The sequence below is a fragment of the Actinosynnema sp. NPDC023587 genome (assembly GCF_040640215.1).
GTDB lineage: Bacteria > Actinomycetota > Actinomycetes > Mycobacteriales > Pseudonocardiaceae > Actinosynnema.
This window is the reverse complement of record NZ_JBFABG010000006.1, coordinates 359568-375523: the sequence shown is the minus strand read 5'-3', so window position 1 is coordinate 375523 and position 15956 is coordinate 359568. Positions and strand designations below refer to the sequence as shown.

14 protein-coding genes are annotated in these 15956 nt (G+C 70.9%); 8 read left to right on the top strand and 6 right to left on the bottom strand.

Going from position 1 to position 15956, the window contains the following annotated elements; translation table 11 throughout:
• Positions 1-43 precede the first annotated feature (43 nt).
• A complete protein-coding gene (locus AB0G01_RS19535) occupies positions 44-217 on the top strand; it encodes a hypothetical protein (protein WP_360947304.1) in 174 nt (57 codons plus the stop codon).
• 265 nt (positions 218-482) lie between these two features.
• Positions 483-1958 (top strand): HEXXH motif-containing putative peptide modification protein, encoded by a 1476-nt coding sequence (locus tag AB0G01_RS19530; protein WP_360947302.1) that lies wholly within the window; start codon positions 483-485, stop codon positions 1956-1958.
• Positions 1959-1964: 6 nt separating this feature from the next.
• On the opposite strand, the gene fxsT is transcribed toward AB0G01_RS19530, so the two are convergent.
• The 6 genes from fxsT to AB0G01_RS19500 all read right to left on the bottom strand — a co-directional run bounded on the left by fxsT (position 1965) and on the right by AB0G01_RS19500 (position 10661).
• Positions 1965-6296, bottom strand: coding sequence for an FxSxx-COOH system tetratricopeptide repeat protein (gene fxsT / locus AB0G01_RS19525; RefSeq protein ID WP_360947300.1), 4332 nt, complete (start codon positions 6294-6296; stop codon positions 1965-1967).
• Positions 6293-7300 carry a MoxR family ATPase gene (locus tag AB0G01_RS19520; protein ID WP_360947298.1) on the bottom strand — a complete coding sequence of 336 codons (1008 nt, stop codon included), beginning with the start codon at positions 7298-7300 and terminating at the stop codon, positions 6293-6295. The genes fxsT and AB0G01_RS19520 overlap by 4 nt, the downstream gene beginning before the upstream one ends.
• The gene (locus tag AB0G01_RS19515; RefSeq protein WP_360947296.1) at positions 7297-8799 is read right to left on the bottom strand and encodes a hypothetical protein; all 1503 of its coding nucleotides are present in this window, start codon (positions 8797-8799) and stop codon (positions 7297-7299) included. Before AB0G01_RS19515 ends, AB0G01_RS19520 begins: the two co-directional genes overlap by 4 nt.
• A gap of 120 nt (positions 8800-8919) precedes the next feature.
• Complete coding sequence (locus tag AB0G01_RS19510) at positions 8920-9858, bottom strand: hypothetical protein (RefSeq protein ID WP_360947294.1); 939 nt, start codon at positions 9856-9858, stop codon at positions 8920-8922.
• A 104-nt stretch (positions 9859-9962) separates the two neighbouring features.
• The gene (locus AB0G01_RS19505; protein WP_360947292.1) at positions 9963-10277 is read right to left on the bottom strand and encodes a hypothetical protein; all 315 of its coding nucleotides are present in this window, start codon (positions 10275-10277) and stop codon (positions 9963-9965) included.
• A gap of 147 nt (positions 10278-10424) precedes the next feature.
• Positions 10425-10661 (bottom strand): hypothetical protein, encoded by a 237-nt coding sequence (locus AB0G01_RS19500; RefSeq protein WP_360947290.1) that lies wholly within the window; start codon positions 10659-10661, stop codon positions 10425-10427.
• 540 nt (positions 10662-11201) lie between these two features.
• Between AB0G01_RS19500 and AB0G01_RS19495 the strand changes: the two genes are divergently transcribed.
• The 6 genes from AB0G01_RS19495 (at position 11202) to AB0G01_RS19470 (ending at position 15949) form a co-directional block, all read left to right on the top strand.
• Entirely contained in the window at positions 11202-11609 is a 408-nt protein-coding gene (locus AB0G01_RS19495) for a hypothetical protein (RefSeq protein WP_360947288.1), read from the top strand.
• Positions 11610-12443: 834 nt separating this feature from the next.
• Positions 12444-12872 carry a hypothetical protein gene (locus AB0G01_RS19490; RefSeq protein WP_360947286.1) on the top strand — a complete coding sequence of 143 codons (429 nt, stop codon included), beginning with the start codon at positions 12444-12446 and terminating at the stop codon, positions 12870-12872.
• Positions 12869-13486: a DUF3558 domain-containing protein gene (locus AB0G01_RS19485; RefSeq protein ID WP_360947284.1), complete on the top strand. Its 618-nt coding sequence runs from the start codon at positions 12869-12871 to the stop codon at positions 13484-13486. The genes AB0G01_RS19490 and AB0G01_RS19485 overlap by 4 nt, the downstream gene beginning before the upstream one ends.
• A 5-nt stretch (positions 13487-13491) precedes the next feature.
• Positions 13492-14787: a hypothetical protein gene (locus AB0G01_RS19480; protein WP_360947282.1), complete on the top strand. Its 1296-nt coding sequence runs from the start codon at positions 13492-13494 to the stop codon at positions 14785-14787.
• A 45-nt stretch (positions 14788-14832) separates the two neighbouring features.
• The gene (locus AB0G01_RS19475; RefSeq protein WP_360947280.1) at positions 14833-15603 is read left to right on the top strand and encodes an ESX secretion-associated protein EspG; all 771 of its coding nucleotides are present in this window, start codon (positions 14833-14835) and stop codon (positions 15601-15603) included.
• Between the two features lie 10 nt (positions 15604-15613).
• Entirely contained in the window at positions 15614-15949 is a 336-nt protein-coding gene (locus tag AB0G01_RS19470; protein ID WP_360947278.1) for a hypothetical protein, read from the top strand.
• Positions 15950-15956: the final 7 nt, after the last annotated feature.

The following is a 15956-nucleotide window of genomic DNA, read 5'->3' as shown; positions in this document are numbered from 1 at the left end:
GCATCATGCGACAGGGGCGGACGAACGTGGGGAGGCGGTCGGCGTGGCAGTGCTTTCACCGACGGAACTGCCGTCGGATTTGCTCGATCTCACTTCGATGTCGTTGGCCGAGCTCAGAGAGCTGCGCGAACCGCGCCTGGACGAGGAGATCCGCCGCGCCGTGGGCCGGGTCCGGGCGGGCCGGTTCGGCGATTCCATCCAGGGGCAGCGTGACTAGTGGTGCCGCGCGACCGGTCGGGTTGACCACGCACCGGCTACCGCGATTCGTCTTCGACGAGATCTGTTCCGGGCCGGTGTCGAGTACCGGAATCGCAATTTTGCGGAAAGGTCAGCACAGTCTGCGCAGGCTTCGACTCCGGGCGTTCGCGGAAGCGGTGCAGCCGCTCTTGCCGCACTTGGGCCCGTTCGCGGATGTCGACCACGCGTGGTCTTTGCTGGCCGACGCCGAGCGAATCGCGCCTGCGGTTGTCGAAGAGGTGCTGATGCACCCCTCGGTCGGGGTGTGGCTGGGCCGGGCCCTGCGCCACGCGGTGGGAGTCGCGCCCGACGCGACCCCGTTGCGCGCCGAAGTCGGCGGGTTCCACGCGCTGGCCGCCGCCGCCGCGCTGCGCTGCGGACTGCCGTGCGAGATCCCGGTACCGGTGGTGCACGGCGCGGTCAGCCTGCCGTCGGTCGGCGCGTTCCGGCTCGACACCGGCTTCCCGGTGGGCCACGCGGTGTTCCGGCACGACACCTCCGGTTCGACGCTGACCGCGCTCGGCGAAACCCGGTCCGTGCCGCTGGACGCGGTGAAGCGGCACCGGAGCACGGCGCGGGGGCGCACCGTCGAGCTCGCGTTCGACGACCTCGACCCGTACCGGGAGTTCGGCGCGCCGATCCGCGCCCGGCCCCTCGGCGAGGCCGAGTACGACGAGTGGCGCAAGCTGATGGACGAGGCGTGGCGGCTGCTCACCGGGGCGCACCCGGCGTGGGCCGAGGAGCTGGCGGCCGGCCTGGCCACGGTGATCCCGCTGGACGCCGCCCGCGACGTGTTCGCCGCGTCGTCGGCCGCCGCGTTCGGCAGCATCGCCATGTCGCCCAAGCCGTCGGCGGTCAAGTTCGGCGAAGCCCTCGTGCACGAGTTGCAGCACTCCAAGGTCAACGCGCTGATGGACCTGGTCGACCTGGACGACGGCAGCGCCGACGAGCGGTTCTACGCGCCGTGGCGCGACGACCCGCGACCGGTGGCGGGCCTCCTGCACGGCGTCTACGCGTTCGTCAGCGTGGTCGAGTACTGGGACGTGCAACGCCACCGGCTGCCGGCCGACCTCGCGGCCCCGGCGCACTTCAGCCACGCCCTGCGGGCGCACCAGGTGGGGGAGGCCGTCGCCGCGCTGCGCGGCCTGGCCGAGCTGACCGACCTCGGCCGCGAGTTCGTCGCCGCCGCGTCGGTCCGCCTCGCCGCGTGCGCACCGGTCGGCCCGGCCGCCGAACCCGCCGGGACCGTCGCCCTGCTCACCGACGTCCACCGGGCCACCTGGCGGCTGCGGCACGCCCGCCCGGACCGGTCCGGGGTGGCCGCGCTGGCCGACGCCTGGGCCGACGGCGGTGCGGCGCACCCGGTGCGCGGACCGGAGATCGTGCCCTCGGCGCAGTCCGGGGACTCCCGGCTCGCCGCGCTGCTCCGGCTGCGGGCGCTGGACCCGCGACGCCACGGCCGGGTCGCCGACGAGGGCGGTCCGGACGCGGCCCTGGTGCGCGGCGACCGCACCGCCGCCGCTACCGGGTTCCTGGCCCGGCTGCGCGCCGCGCCGCACGACGTCCCGTCCTGGGTCGGGCTCGGCCTCGCGCTGGACTCGACCGCGCTGCGCCGCACGCCGGAACTGGTCCGGTCGGTGCACCACCGGATCACCGCGCGGACCGGCGCGGCACCGGACCCGGACCGGTTGGCCGCCTGGCTCGACCAGGCCGCCGGCTGACCCGTCTCAGAGCTGCATGGTGTCGCTGTCGCAGTTGGCCCGGGTGTGCTGGGTGGCCGCGACCGTGCCCGGGTGCTCCTCGCCCAGCACGGTGCGCAGGCCCTGCACGGTCTTGCTGTGCAGCAGCGCCGCCTCCGACTCCTCGCCCAGCGCCGCCAGGTCGATGGACAGGTTCAGCGCCACCGCCAGCGTCGACGGGTGCTCCGGCCCGAGCACCTGCTCGGACTTCGCCCGGGTCTCCTCGTCCAGGCCGCGCGCCGCGAGGTGGTCGCCCAGCGCCGCGAGGTCGCTGGCCAGGTTGGTGGCCGCGATCAGCGTCGTCGGGTGGCTCGCGCCGAAGACCTCCAGCAGGATGGCGTAGGTCTGGCGGTCCAGCTCCAGCGCCTCGGCCAGGTCGCCGCGCAGCCGCAGGATCACCGCCAGGTTCAACGCCGCGACCAGGGTGTACGGGTGCTGCGGGCGGTGGATCTCGCCGAACACCCGGTAGCTGCGCCGGCCCAGTTCCAGCGCCCGGTCCAAATCGCCCAGGTGGCGCAGGTCGGTGGAGACGTTCATCTCCGCCGTGACGGTGTCGAAGTGCTGGTCGCCGTGCCGCTTGCGGTAGCGCGCCAGGCAGTCCTCGGAGTACTCCTTGGCCCGCACGTGGTAGCCCGCCTTGCGCAGCGCCACGGACAGGTTGCGGGTCGCGCCGATCGACTGCGGGTGGTCCGGGCCCGCGACCTCCAGCAGGTGGACCAGCGTCTCCTCCTGCTCCTTGGCCGCGTCCACGTACAGGCCGCACTCGCGCAGGTCCATGCACAGCGCGTTGCGCGAGCCGAAGGTCTGGAGGTGGCTCGCGCCCAGCACGGCGGTGCGCCGGCGCAGGTTCTCCTGGTCCAGGTCGCGGGCCTGCTCGTAGTCGCCCATCAGCCGGTAGCAGCTCGCCAGGTTGTTGGCGTAGGCCAGGGTCTCCGGGTCGTCCTCGCCGAGGATCTCCCGAGCCCGCTCGTACACCTCCTGCTGGAGCCGGAGCTCCTCGGCGAACAGGCCGAGCGCGCGGCGGTCGGCGGCCACCGTGTCCAGGATCGCCAGGTACTGCTCGTCGTCCTCGCCGACCTCTTCGCGCAGCAGTTCCAGCGTCCGCTCGTTGAGCGTCCGCGCCTCGTCGGTGAACCCGAGCCGGCGCAGCGCGATCGCGTACCGCCGGGTGACCTCCAGGGTGTCGCGGTTGTTCTCGCCCAGCGTCCCCGTCCAGTGGCTCCGGGCCTGCCCGGCCAGGTCGCGCGCGCCGCCCCAGTCGCCGATCCGGATCAGGTAGCGGACCAGGTTGATGACCAGGACCCGCACCCACTTGTCCGCGCTGTCCACCGCCCGCGACATCAGCGCGTGCGGCAGCAGCTCGGCGTAGCGGGGCCAGTTGGCGGCGGTGTCCGGGTCGCCGGGGTCGCCGTTGACGAGCAGCACGTGCACCGCGTGGCGCATGGTGTCCTGCTCGGCCGGCGAGAGCTTGTTCTTGAGGACGGTCTGCACCAGCCGGTGCAACTGGAGCGCGTTGTTGCGGTGGTCGATCTTCGCCAGGCTGTACCGGGTGATCTCCTTGACCGCCCGGCTGATCTTGATCGGGTCGCCGAACGCCTCCGCGAGCGCTTCCGGCACCGGCACGTCGCGGGCTCCCCGGAACAATTTCTGGGAAATGGGTTCCGGCCCGAAGAAAGCGCACACCTGGAGCAGTTGCAGCGCGGCCGGCTGATCGGCCGCCAATCGGTTCAACGGCACGTTCCAGGCCGCCGCCACCGGCAACTGGTCCTCGGTCGGGGTATTCGTCTCCAGCAGTTCGGTGCGGTTCTGCTCCAGCAGTTCCAGGTATTCCGAGACCTGCATCCCGGTCTGCGCCCGCCAGGCCGCCGCCTGCTCCACCGCCAGGGGCAGGTCGCCGAGCGCCTCGGCCAGCGCGTCGGCTTCCGCGTGCTCGATCCCACCGCCCCGCCGGCGGAGCAGTTCGATGCTCTCCTCGCGGGTGAACAGGTCGACCTCGACCGGCCGGGCGAATCCGCCCCACTCGGAGTTCCGCGAGGTGACCACGATGTGCCCGGTGCCCGCCGGGAAGAACTGCCGGACGTCCTGCGGGCGGTCGGCGTTGTCGAACACCAGGATCCAGCGCTGGTGCGGCACGCCCTTGCGCAACGCCTCCAGGACGGCGGGCACGGCGGTCTCGGCCGAGCCCGAGGCGGCCACGCTGAGCTTCTTGGCGAGTTCCACGAAACTGGCCCTGATCTGCGCGGGGTGTTCCGCCGGGATCCACCAGACGACCTCGTACTCCGAGGCGTGGCGGTAGATGTACTCGATCACCGTCTGGGACTTGCCGACGCCGCCCATGCCGTGCAGCGCCTCCGGCAGGACCGCCGTCGTACCCGATTCGCCGAGGCGCACCCGGAGTTGGTCGAGGAGTTGTTCCCGGCCCACGAAGATCGGATTTCGCAGCGGCACCTGTCCCCACACCTGCGGTTGGAACGCGGCCGACCGGTGCCCGGTCGCGCCTTCGTCGTGGATACCGGGAGCAGACAAGTTCGCTTCTCCTTGTGGCCCGACAGCCGCGTTGACGATCGGCTGAGGCTCGGTTACAGTCAATTCGTTCTCCCGGTTCGCCTTTGTTTCCGCCCGCCGACCGCGATGCGATACCAGGGGGGTCGAGCCCAAAGCCGCGCGCAAGCGCTTGGACTTGAGCAGATACGGCCCGGACAATGCGCGCAGCACCGCTTCCTGGACCTTGAGGTAAGGCGTCGACTCGGGAGTGACGTCGGGATCGTCGACCGTCGGGTCGTCCACCGCCGCGCGATAGGCGCGCAGCGCCGGGATGTCCGATCCGGCGTGGTCGTCCAGGACTCGCGCCACCCGCGCCGTGTCGCTCCGGCGGCCGATGGCCAGCAGTTCGTTCCGGACCCCGTCGTGGAAGTCGAACGCGACCGCGTCCGGCCGCTCGGGGTCGTCGTCGGCGGGGAGCCGGGTGAGCAGACCGCCGAGCAGCACCTCGGCGAGCACGGTCAGGTCCGAGTTCGGCAGCAGGACCTTCTGCACCAGCGTCATCAGGCGCGGCACCAGCGGCGTGGCCGCCAGCAGCACGGCCAGGTCGATCGCCTGCACCGACGCGTACGTGCGGAACCGGCGCACCCGCTCCCGGCCCGCCACCGCCCGGCGGTCGGGCACCTCCGCCGGGATCGACTCGCCCTGCGGGCCGACCATCGCGGCGGTGGTCTCCACCCACTCGGCACCGGGCGAGGTCAACAGGCGCGCCCAGCCCGCGAGCCACTCCTCGGTCAACCCGAGCACCGGCACCGGGATCGTCCGGGGGTCCGCCTTGCCCGCCGTCCGCAAGCGCCGGTTCGCCGTGCCGGGCGCGGGCGCGGACAGCCGCATCCGCTGGGACGGCAGGCCGCCCCACGGCCACAGCCGGTGGCCGAGGGTCTGCACCACCGCGACCGGCGTCCGGCAGCCGTACTCGTAGAGCACGTGCCCCACCGCGCCGCTGTGCCAGCCGGCGGCGACGGTGTCCGTCAGGACCAGGATGATCCGGTTCCCGGTCGGTTCGACCAGGTGCCGCCAGTCGTGCAACGCGCCGCCCTCGCTGCGCAGCGTCAGCGAGTCGGGGTCGGTGTGCGCCGAGTCGAGGTGGTAGGTCCGGACGTCGCGGAACGCACCCTGCCGGTCGAGCAGCGTGCGGAAGTCGGCGACGGTCGGCCCCCAGATCTCCGGCGCGACCGCCGTGTCGACCACCAGGGCCACCTCGAACCGGTGCCACGGTGCCGCCCGCAACTGCGGTATCCACAGGCCGTCCTGCGCGGCCCGCACGGCCGTCGCCTCCTCGTGCAGGACCTGCCGCCACGGGGACGGCTGGCTGCGCGCCAGCGGGCGCAGCGCGCGGCTCAGGCCGCGCCGGTCCGACAGGCCCGGGATGGTCGGCCAGGTCTGCGCGGCGCGCGGCAGGTCGTCCACACCGTCGAGCGGGGTCTCCGCGGCCGGCACGGAGAGGGGGCCGCGGGTCCACTCCCGCGAATCCGGTCGGGGTTCGGGGGCGGTCTGGTCGGCGGCGTCGGATTCCGTGGCAGCCTCCTCCGGGGGCGGCTGTTCCGTGGCTGCCGGTTCCCGGTCCCCGTCCTGGGCCGCGGGTGGTGGCCGGTCGGGTCGCGGCGCGGACGCGGGCGGTGCGGCAGGGTCCTGCAACCAGGTCGCGAGCCACAGCGCGTCCCGGACCTCCCTGAGGGTGAGGTCCGCGGTGCCCAGTCGCTCTTCCCGGCCTTCGGTCGCCTCCCAATGCTGGAGCAGCACCCGGCGGATCGCGGGCTCGTCAGCCGGTTGGGTCATCCGGATTCCGCCGATAGTGGATGCCACAGGTTGTCGAGGAGCGCGCCCCACTCACCGTCCGGCTTGTAGGCACCCGATGTGCTCAACCGGGTGGCCATCTCGACCGCGTTCAACAACTGGTCCGCCGCCAGCGGGCCGACCTTGTCGGCGCGCCGCTGGAAGTCGTCGATGAGCTGCGCGATGTCCAGGTCGTGGTCGTGCCCGAAGTGCGCGGCGACCATCCCGGCGAGCCGTTCGCGGTCCGGCTGCTCGATCTTGAGCCGCAGGCAGCGCCGCAGGAACGCCGGGGGGAACTCCCGCTCGCCGTTGCTGGTGATGACCACGATCGGGAACTCCCGGCAGCGCACCCGGCCGGCGCGCACCACGGCCTGGTGGCCGGTGTCGGCGGTCAGCACGCCGACCTCCGGTTGGACCTTGGCGTAGCGGACCAGCTCGGGGATGTCGTACTCGCCCTCCTCGAAGATGTTGAGCAGGTCGTTGGGCAGGTCGATGTCGCCCTTGTCCAGCTCGTCGATCAGCAGCACGCGGGGCAGGTCGGCGGCGAGCAGCGCGGTGCCGAGCGCGCCGAGGTGGATGTAGTCGCCGATGTCGGGGACCGCGTCCTGGGTGTTCGCCGCCTGCACGCGCCCGATGGCGTCGTAGAGGTAGAGGCCGTCGACCAGCATGGTCCGGCTGGTGACCGGCCAGCGCAGCACCGGGCCCAGGCCCAGCTCGCGGGCGATCAGGTAGGCCAGCGCCGACTTGCCGGTGCCCGGCGCGCCGGTGACCAGCAGCGGCCGGCGCAGGTAGATCGCCGAGTTGACCATCTCGACCTCGTGGGGCGCGGGCGTGCGCGGCACGCCGGGCACCCGACCGACCTTGCGCGCGCCCTCCCCGCCGTCGTCGGCCGGCCGGGTGGCGTGGCCCTCCCCGGTGAAGCGCCGCCACGACGGCGGTTCGGGCAGGGCGTCGATCGCGGCGGCGGCGACTTCGCCGGTGCCCCGGTAGATGTGCCAGCCGCTCACCCGAGCGCCACCTCCTCGGGCGGGGCGGCCCGGTGGGGCAGCACCCGCCGCATCGGGTCGTCGTAGAGGACGGTCAGGTCGCCGCACGGGTTGCGGCTGTGGTTCTCGCCGAACGCGGTGGCCCGCGCGCGGCGCACCCGTTCCAGGAACGGGTGCTCGTCGTCCTCGTCGTGCAACAGGTACTCCACCGCGCGCACGAGCCCGTCGGCGTGGCAGTCCTCGCGGTGCCAGATGATCAGCGGCACGCCGGCCTTGACCGCCGCCATGACCTCGTCCTGCGGCTCGGGTTCCGCGTGCGGCGGGCGGCTGAGCAGCAGCGAGACGACGTCCTGCCGGCGGCTCAACATGCCGCGCAACTGCTTCACGCCGTCCTGGCCCGCCTCGTCGGCTCGGACGAACCCGTCGCGGGCCACCGGGCGGGTGGTGCGGGCCTGGCCGGCGAGCCGCCGCCAGCGGTGCCGCCACAGGCGGAGGTACTTGTCGTCGGAGTTGCGCTCCAGGCTGCGGACCACCGTCGAGTACCGGCTGCCCAGGGGTTCCGGCACGGCCTCGTCGGCCTCGGCCGGCCACTGGTCCACGGCCAGGTTGATGTTGTCGCGCTCCAGCACGAACTCGACCCGGATGTCGGGGTCGTACCAGGCCCAGTCGCGCTCGGCCTGCTCGACCACCGCGACCACGTGGTCCTTGATGCCCGCCAGCGTGTCGACCCGGTCGCCGACCGGCAGCGGCGACCACACGTCGTCGATGCCGAGGTGGCGGGAGGTGGACAGCCGGTAGCGGTCACCGGTCGGCCCCTCGGTGCGCAGCACCAGCACGACGTAGGCGATCGCGCCCGGCTTGGGCCGCACGTCGTCCGGCGGATCGGTGCGCAGGTCCTCCCGCAGGGACTCGACCTCGGCGACCAGCCCGCGCTTCACGGCCTGGTCGTCCACCCAGCGCCGCAGTTCCAGGGCGAGTTCCTTCCGCACTTTTGCGGCGACGTGTTCGATGAAGACGATCGGGGGCGGGATGCCGTCCGGGCGCGCGTTCGAGTTCTCCAGCGCGCCGATGACCTCGCGGTAGTTCATCGCCCGGCGCAGACCTGGTGCGGCGTCGCCGGCGACCGCGCGGTAGATGTCCGCGATATCGGGTACGACCATGCCGGCGAGCAACTCGAGCAGCCTTGTCAGATCGTCGTTCTCGAACAGTTCGAGGGTGTGCATACCGGCGACGAGTCGCCGGAGATCCATCATCGGCTTGGAATCCTGCTCCATCAGGGCTAGTGCGCGCAACAGGGCGGCCAACCGCTTCGGGTGCTGGTTGCAGGCTTCGGCCAGGTTCAGCAAGTGCACGTTCGGGTTGGCGTGGTCCTCTATTGTGAGCGGTTCTCGCAATTCCGACGCGAGTAGTCTGATCACCATTTTCCGGGAGGCGTGATCGGTCAGGCACGGTATCTGCCGCAACGCCCTGACCAGCGGCAGCAGCAGCCCGCCTGCCACATCCTCGTCCCCGTGGATCATTCCGCGGTTCCCCCGTCCGTGTCCCCGCCCGTGCACCGTAACAACGTGACCGGTCCGCTGTTCCGCACACCCGTCCGTGGCATCGGGTTCACCGCACGGGCGTTACCCGCCGGATCGGTGTCATGTCCACGGTGACAGCGCCGCGTGCAATCTCCGCATGGGCAGGCTTTCCCCCTCCAGGTCGACCAGTGCTTTGTAGAGCTGCGCCAGACCGTCCTCGTAGTCGAGGCACGCGAGGATCAACCCGATCACGTACGGCCTGGTACGGGCGTTGCTCGGGATCGCACCCGCGATTCCGGCCGGCAACAGGCCGAGCACGGTGAGCCGACCGCGCTCGTCGATGATGGACGGAACGGACTGGAGCGCGTCCGCCAGTTCGGCCAACTCGCCGGAGACCGGCGGCGGAACCGGCTGCCGAACCGACTGCGGGATCGACTTCGGTGGTTCCGCCGGAGCGGAATCACCCGGACGGGTGCCCACCGACCCGGACGACCGGATCCAGGCGGTCTCGCGCATCCCCTTCACCGACACCCGCACCTCGCGGAAGGCGCGCGGCTCGGCGGCCGGGTCGTGGGCGACGACGTTGCGGTAGAAGCCGTCGGAGACCATCAGCGTGATCGGCTCGTCGGACGCCTTGTGCGCGGCGCGCAGCTCGTCGGAGTCGAGCAGCCGGCACGCGACCGCGATCGCGCTCCCGATCTGCCCGTCCGGGACCTTGCGGACGGGACCCTCGTGCAGCACGAAGCGCAGGCGCATCCGGGCTTCCAGCGCGGACACCTCGTTGTGCCGGCGCACGGCGGCCGTGATCCGCGAGGGCAACCGGTCCACCAGGAGGCTGCCGGAGACCTGGGCGGGCACCAGGACGATCATCCCGTCGCCGGTGTTCTCCACGGTGCACAGCGCCCAGTCCACCGCCACGTCGGCGAAGGCCTGGCGCAGCGCGGCGAACAGGCCCAGGTGCAGGACGCGGCGGTGCTCGTCGGTCCGGGAGGGGTCGGTCCACCGCTCGATGTCCACGACCAGGATCGTGTGGTGCAGGGGCGGACTCTCCGGTGCCAAGCGCGCTCACCTCGATCCGGGAGGCGTATCAGGCCACCGTCACGGTAACCACCGCCCACTCCCGCAGGCATAACCCGAAAGGGCGATCTGGCGAGCCGATCAGGTCACGAGGCAGGCCACCAACCCCGAACCCGCGTCGCCGAGGCCGCCGGCCCCGCGCCGGGCAACCGGACCAGGATTTCCCACGCGGCGGACAGATCCGCCCGCGCCCGCCCGGAGTTCCCGGCCTCCAGCCACGTCAAGCCCAACTCGGTGCGCGCTTCCGCCTCCCCGTGCAGGTCGGCGAGACCGCTCAACACCGCCAGGCACCGTTCGAGGCACTCGACCGACTCGGGGAAGCGCCGCCACCGCCGGTAGATGACACCCAGGCCGAGCAGGAACCGGGCCATGTCGTGCCGGTTGCCCACCGCCTGCGCCATCCCGATGATCACCCGTGCGGTGGCGATCCCGTCCTCGGCCTCCTGGCAGATGTGCAGCGCAGTGCCGACGGCGTGCGGGGGTGCCGGACTCCTGGAGGGTCCGGAGCGCCTGCTCGCAGGTCGCCACCAAGTCGTCGACCAACCCCATCACGCGGTACACCTCGCCCAAGCGGCGTCGCCGAGGACGGACCGCTCGCGGCCGGTCCACGCCAACACCTCCCGGACGCCGGCGAAGCGGTTGGACGCGGTCGGCCTGCCGCCGCACCACAGGTGGGTGTCGTGGAACGCGGTCGCGTAGTGGTCGACCAGGCGGGTGACCGCGAGTTCGCGCTCGGGATCGGTGGCGGCGAGATCGGTGGCGTACGCGCGGAGCAGGTCGTGCATCCCCCAGGTGTCCGGGGGTGCTCGCCGGGTGGACGAGGTGGGCGCGGGACAGCCTGCGCAGCAGGTCGCGGGCCCGGCCCGGGTCGGTGCCGACCAGAGCCGCGACCGCTTCGGTGCCCAGGTGACCGTTCGGGTGCAGGCCCAGCAGGCGGAACACCCGCGCGTGCTCGGCGTCGAGGTTGCGGTACGACAGGTCGAATGCCGCCCGCACGGCCGGACTCCCGTCGTAGTGCAGCACTTCCCGCCGCCGGTGGACGTCGGCCGGGGAGTCCGCCATGTCGGTGACCGAGCGGTCGGGGCCGGCGACCAGCAGCGCCGCCGTCACCCGGAGGGCCAGTGGGAGGCCGCCGCACAGGGTCGCGCGATCCGGCTCGTCGCGGCGACGTCCGCCGCCGCCCGGCGAGCATCCGCACCGCTTCGGCCGTGGGCAGCACGCCGACGTGCAACGCCCGCGCGCCGTCGAGGTCGGCCAAGCGGTCCCGGCTGGTCACCAGGACACGGTGCGCCGACGTGCCGGGCAGCGGGGGGCGGACCTGGGCGGTGGACGAGGCGTTGTCAGCGACGACCAGGGTCGGTTCCCGGGACGCCAGGACGGTCCGCCACAGCCGCGCCCGGTCGTCCACCTCGTCGGGGATGTGCTCGTCCGGCACGTCCAGCGCGCTCACCAGTGCGGCCGAGGAGGATACCCATTTGTACCCGCGCAGGTCGATCATCCCGCCCACACCACGATTGCTCGACGCACGCGGTAAATGGACCAAGGCAGTCGCCTACGAGGCGACCCGATCTGCACGTGTACTGCCGGCGTTGGATCAAGTTCCCGCCGAAGGAGGGTCGGGCAAGGCGATCGAAATCAGCGACGAGTCCGAGATCCAGCACGCCAACGCGATCCGACGGGCCGTCTTCGGGAGCACCGACGATGACCCGCTGAAGCAACTTGGCGAGGCATAGACCTGCTTCGTCCTCTTGAAGTGGAACGAGTTCGCCGGATCGTGGTGGGTGTCGGACGACCGTGAAGCACTGCGCTAGGCGCGCTTTCAGGGAGTCGCGACTCGTGAAACGATCGACCTCGTCAGCATCGCAGTCGTCAATGGCAACATCGGGTTACAAGAAGGCTTCAATTTAATGCAGCAGAGGGCAGACCGTGGCCGGCGGCTTCGGCTCCCGGCTTCGACCGCAGATCTTCTGCGCTGATCAGCCACAGCGCGCGCCTGGTCTGAGTACAGGCAGGCTACATCCAGGTATTGACCGGGTGGTCATGACGACCCCCGCCTGGCCGGTACCGCAATGCCAGGTGACAGGCATCGCAAGACACCTGTGCGGCACGACGGGCGGGTTCTTCCAAGAAGCCGGCAAGAAAGCCGGCCGAGCGTTGGGTCGGCTGGCTGCTCGTACCAGGGGCGTTGTTCGCGGTCGGTGCGTTCCCGGGCATCCGTCCGAACACGCACTGCGCTGGACGGTGGCAGTACGCGGGTAACCGGAGAATCCTTGTGACCTTTCGGTTTCTGTCGTCCTGCCGACGTGATGGGTGTTCCACACCGACGCCGCCGGACAGCCCGCAGCCCCTAAGCGGCATCGACGAGGGTGCGCGCTGTCTTGACCACGGCCACGGGCGAAGTCCTCCATCTGTCACACCAGGCTGACCAGGCTCCCGGAGAAGTCGGAGACGCCGGCCCGTCACGCTGCGGAGCGCGTTCTGCCACCTGAGTGACGACTTCGCCTGACAGCGGAACCCGTGCTCTGCCATCATCGTCTACCAGTCGGCCGAGGGGAGCGCGGACGGACATGGCTGAAGAGGGCGGCGGGATGTGGGCCCAAGCGGGTGAACGCATCAGCTTCGCGGCCGAAACGGTCGGCACAGTGGCGGCCGGAGTCGCCGGCGGGGTCTGGGCGAACATCACCCAGACGCAGTTCAGCATCGATATCGCTCAAGCACCCAAGCTGATTGAGACCCTTGGGCAAGCCATCAAAGAGCTTGACAAGGCTTACCAGAAGTCGACTGCGCTGCGCAGCATCCAATCTCCAGGAAAAGACCCGTACAGCGGGTTCACCGCCTTGGCTATTCGGCAGTCGGCGGGCGACGGGGAGGGTGGCTACGGTTGGGCGAACAGGGAAGCGCGCAAGGCTTTTGAGCATACGATTGAGAATATCCAGAAGGCGATCGACGATTATGGCAAGACCGATGATGCCGCTCGCGAAGCACTGAAGCAGTGAAGGATGAGCAATTGAAGTCGAAGACTCTGGTCCTGTTTGCTGCGGCAATGCTGGCGAGTATCGTATCCGGCTGCTCCGAGCAGAGTCCCGGCACTCCGACTTCTCCGACTTCTCCGACAACCACTGGCGGGCCAACTCGAACGACGGCCGCCGACAAGTCCGCCTTCCCCGAACCTGAGCTTGACCCCAAGAAGTTCGCCGACCGGCCATGCGACCTGCTCAAGCCTGCCCAGTTGGCCGAGTTGGGCGAGTTCGACGCTCCGGAGCCTGATGACGGGGCTCTCGGCCCTGGTTGTGGCTGGGGAGCAAAGGATGTACTCAAGGGCACTCGTTACGATGTCACCATCTACGATGACGGCAGTACCATCGACACGATCATCGAAAGCGTCGAGGGTTCGCCGGTGGTCAAGGAGACCGAGGTATCCGGCTATCCGGCTGTCAGCTATGACATTACTGACGGAAAAGGGACGTGTTCGACAGCGGTGGGAACGTCGAGCGTCGGCGCAATTCTCGTTCAAGTGCTCAACGAGAATGAGGAGTCTGCCGAGTGGAAAGACTCGTGCGGTGCCAGTGAAAAGGTTGCCGCAACTGTTATCGGAAACTTGAAGGGATAGGGTCCGTGCCTGGTCCGGGCGGCAATGACATCGACATGGACCTAACCCTTTTTCTGCACGGGCCGCTAGGTGCTGCGCTGTGCGCGAAAAAGGTCTACGGCTGGTTTCATGAAGGCAAAGGGCCTGCGCGGACGACAGACCCCGCGTACGAGACGTGGGCCGAGGTCGCCGCGATGCAGTCTGAGATCAGCGATCTGGTCAGCAAGGCTGTGCGGGACTCGGGTGCCACGTGGGGCGGCTCTGCCGGTGATCAGATGCGTGGGTCGACTTCGCCGCTCGGTTCGTGGGCTGATGCCGCTGGTACAAGCGCTGCTGGTGGTTCGGCCACCGTGGCTGAGGTGAGTGACGCTTTCCGCACTACGCAGAATTCGGTTCAGCGGCCGGTGGATGTGCCGGATAAGCCTTGGTACAACGGCGTGGTTCCGTGGGACACGGACTACGACGAGGCGGTGGAGCGCAGCAGCGCCGTGGACGAGGCGAACATGCAGGCGCTCAACGCCTATGCGGAGCGCGCCAGCAGCAGCATGTCGTCGATGCCGAAGTTCGAGTCGCCCAACTCCTCGACGGCCACCGTCGCGGAAACCCCACCGCCACAGATCGAGCAGGTGGACCGGTACGAGGGGCACACCGACCGGACCGGCACCAGTGGTGTGGGCACTACGTCGTATCCGCCGGGTTCGACCTCGGGCACCACGTCGCCGTCGTGGACTGCTCCGATCCCCGCGGGGCAGAATCCGACGCTGCCCGGTGGCAATCCGCCGCCGACCGGTGGCGGATTGCCCGGGGTGCGGCTTCCCGGTGTGCCGTTGCCGGGTGTGCCGTTGCCGGGTGGTGGCCGGAACACCAGGCCCGGTGTCCCCGGACGTGGTGACAGGCCCGGTGTGCCCGTTCCCCGCCCGGGTGGTGCGCCGGGTGTCCGTCCTCCTGGTGCCCCCGGTGGTCCGGCGGCGGTCGGGTTGGGTCGTGGTGGCGCGGGTGGTCTGGGTGGCGGCGGGCCGCACGGGGCCGGTGGTCTGGGTGGTGCGCCGCGGTCGCCGGGTGGGTTCGGGCCGATGGGTCCGGGTGGCGGTAGCGGTGTGCTGGGCGATCAGGGACGCGGTTTCGGCCCGACCGGTGGTTCGGCTGCCGGTGCGGGTGGTCGTGGTTCTGGTGCCGGTGCGATGGGCGGCATGGCCGGCGGCGCGGGTGCGGGTCGTGGTGAGGGCGCTGACGACCTGGAGCACAAGACGAAGTACGTCGAGCCCAACGACGAGGCGTTCGGGGACGGCCGGATGGTCGCGCCACCGGTGATCGGTGAGTAGCGGCGAAGGGTCGGAGTTGTGCTGAGCGGCACGGTTGAGTTGCCCGTGGCGTCGGTGTACGTGGCCTGGCAGGCGGAGGGTCTGCCGGGTCTGCACCGCGCGCTGATGGTGGAGTTGGATGTCGATGGCGAGGCGATCGCCGAAGGCGACCTCGACGGTGGGTTGGCGGTGTTCCGTGGGGGTTGGGCGGCGTTGGAGCAGCACGGCCTGGCGCGTGGGCACCGCGTCCGTGACGACTTCGCCCGCGCATTGCGGCTGATCGCCGAGGCGAGCACCGAGTTCTACGCGTTCTTCAACCACGGTGACGAACCGACCCGCTCGGCGTTGGTCGTCGTGTCGGGTGAGGATGCCCTGCGGGTGGTGGTCACGCCCGACCAGCGATTCGTCCTTGAGTCCGTCCGGGCGGACGACGCCGCGCAGGCGCTGATCGCTGCACTGCCCGAAGCGCCGCCCGGTCGAGGGCGGATGATCTCGCTGCCGGCCGACGTGCTGAGCGAGAAGCCGACAAGCCCGGATGAGGGCGGCGGGTCGTTCCTCCAGGCCAACCGGCCGGTCACCACACCGCACCAGCAGCAGGTGCAGGAGCTGCGCCGGTTGCTGGCCGCGCCGAGGCTGGGCGGCGGGCAGCTGTACGCCTGCCGGCGGGATCGGCACGGCAACCGGGTGCGGTCCGCCGCACCGGTGACGTACTTCGACACGCCCGCCGGCCGGTACCTGCACTACCGCGTCGCGGGCGACGGCGGAACGTGGATGACGGTGCAGCCGGCGGACTTCACCACGATGGCGGGCAGGCTCGGTGCACTGGCGACGGCGTGAGGACCGGGCGGTGACCGGGCGGCTGGACGATCACCGGCCGGCGTTCCCGCGCGGCGAGATGGGCTCGCTGCAACGCCTGGCACGCCGCCGGCTGAACGCCATGCCGACGCTGATGCCATTCGGCACGGGCGTGACCTTCGCCGTCTCCGGGGCGCTGCCCGACGACGAGCGCTGTCGGGTGCTGCTGGCCGGGTTCATGCCCGACGAACCGGACTGGGTGCGCCAGTGGTGGGAGCTGAACTTGTGGAGTCGCCTCGAAGCCTGCGCCCGGCGTGTGCTGTCACACGACCACGGCTGGGTCGCGGGCCGGCTGCGCCGCATCGCCGACATGGTGGTTTCCTCGTGAGGAGAGC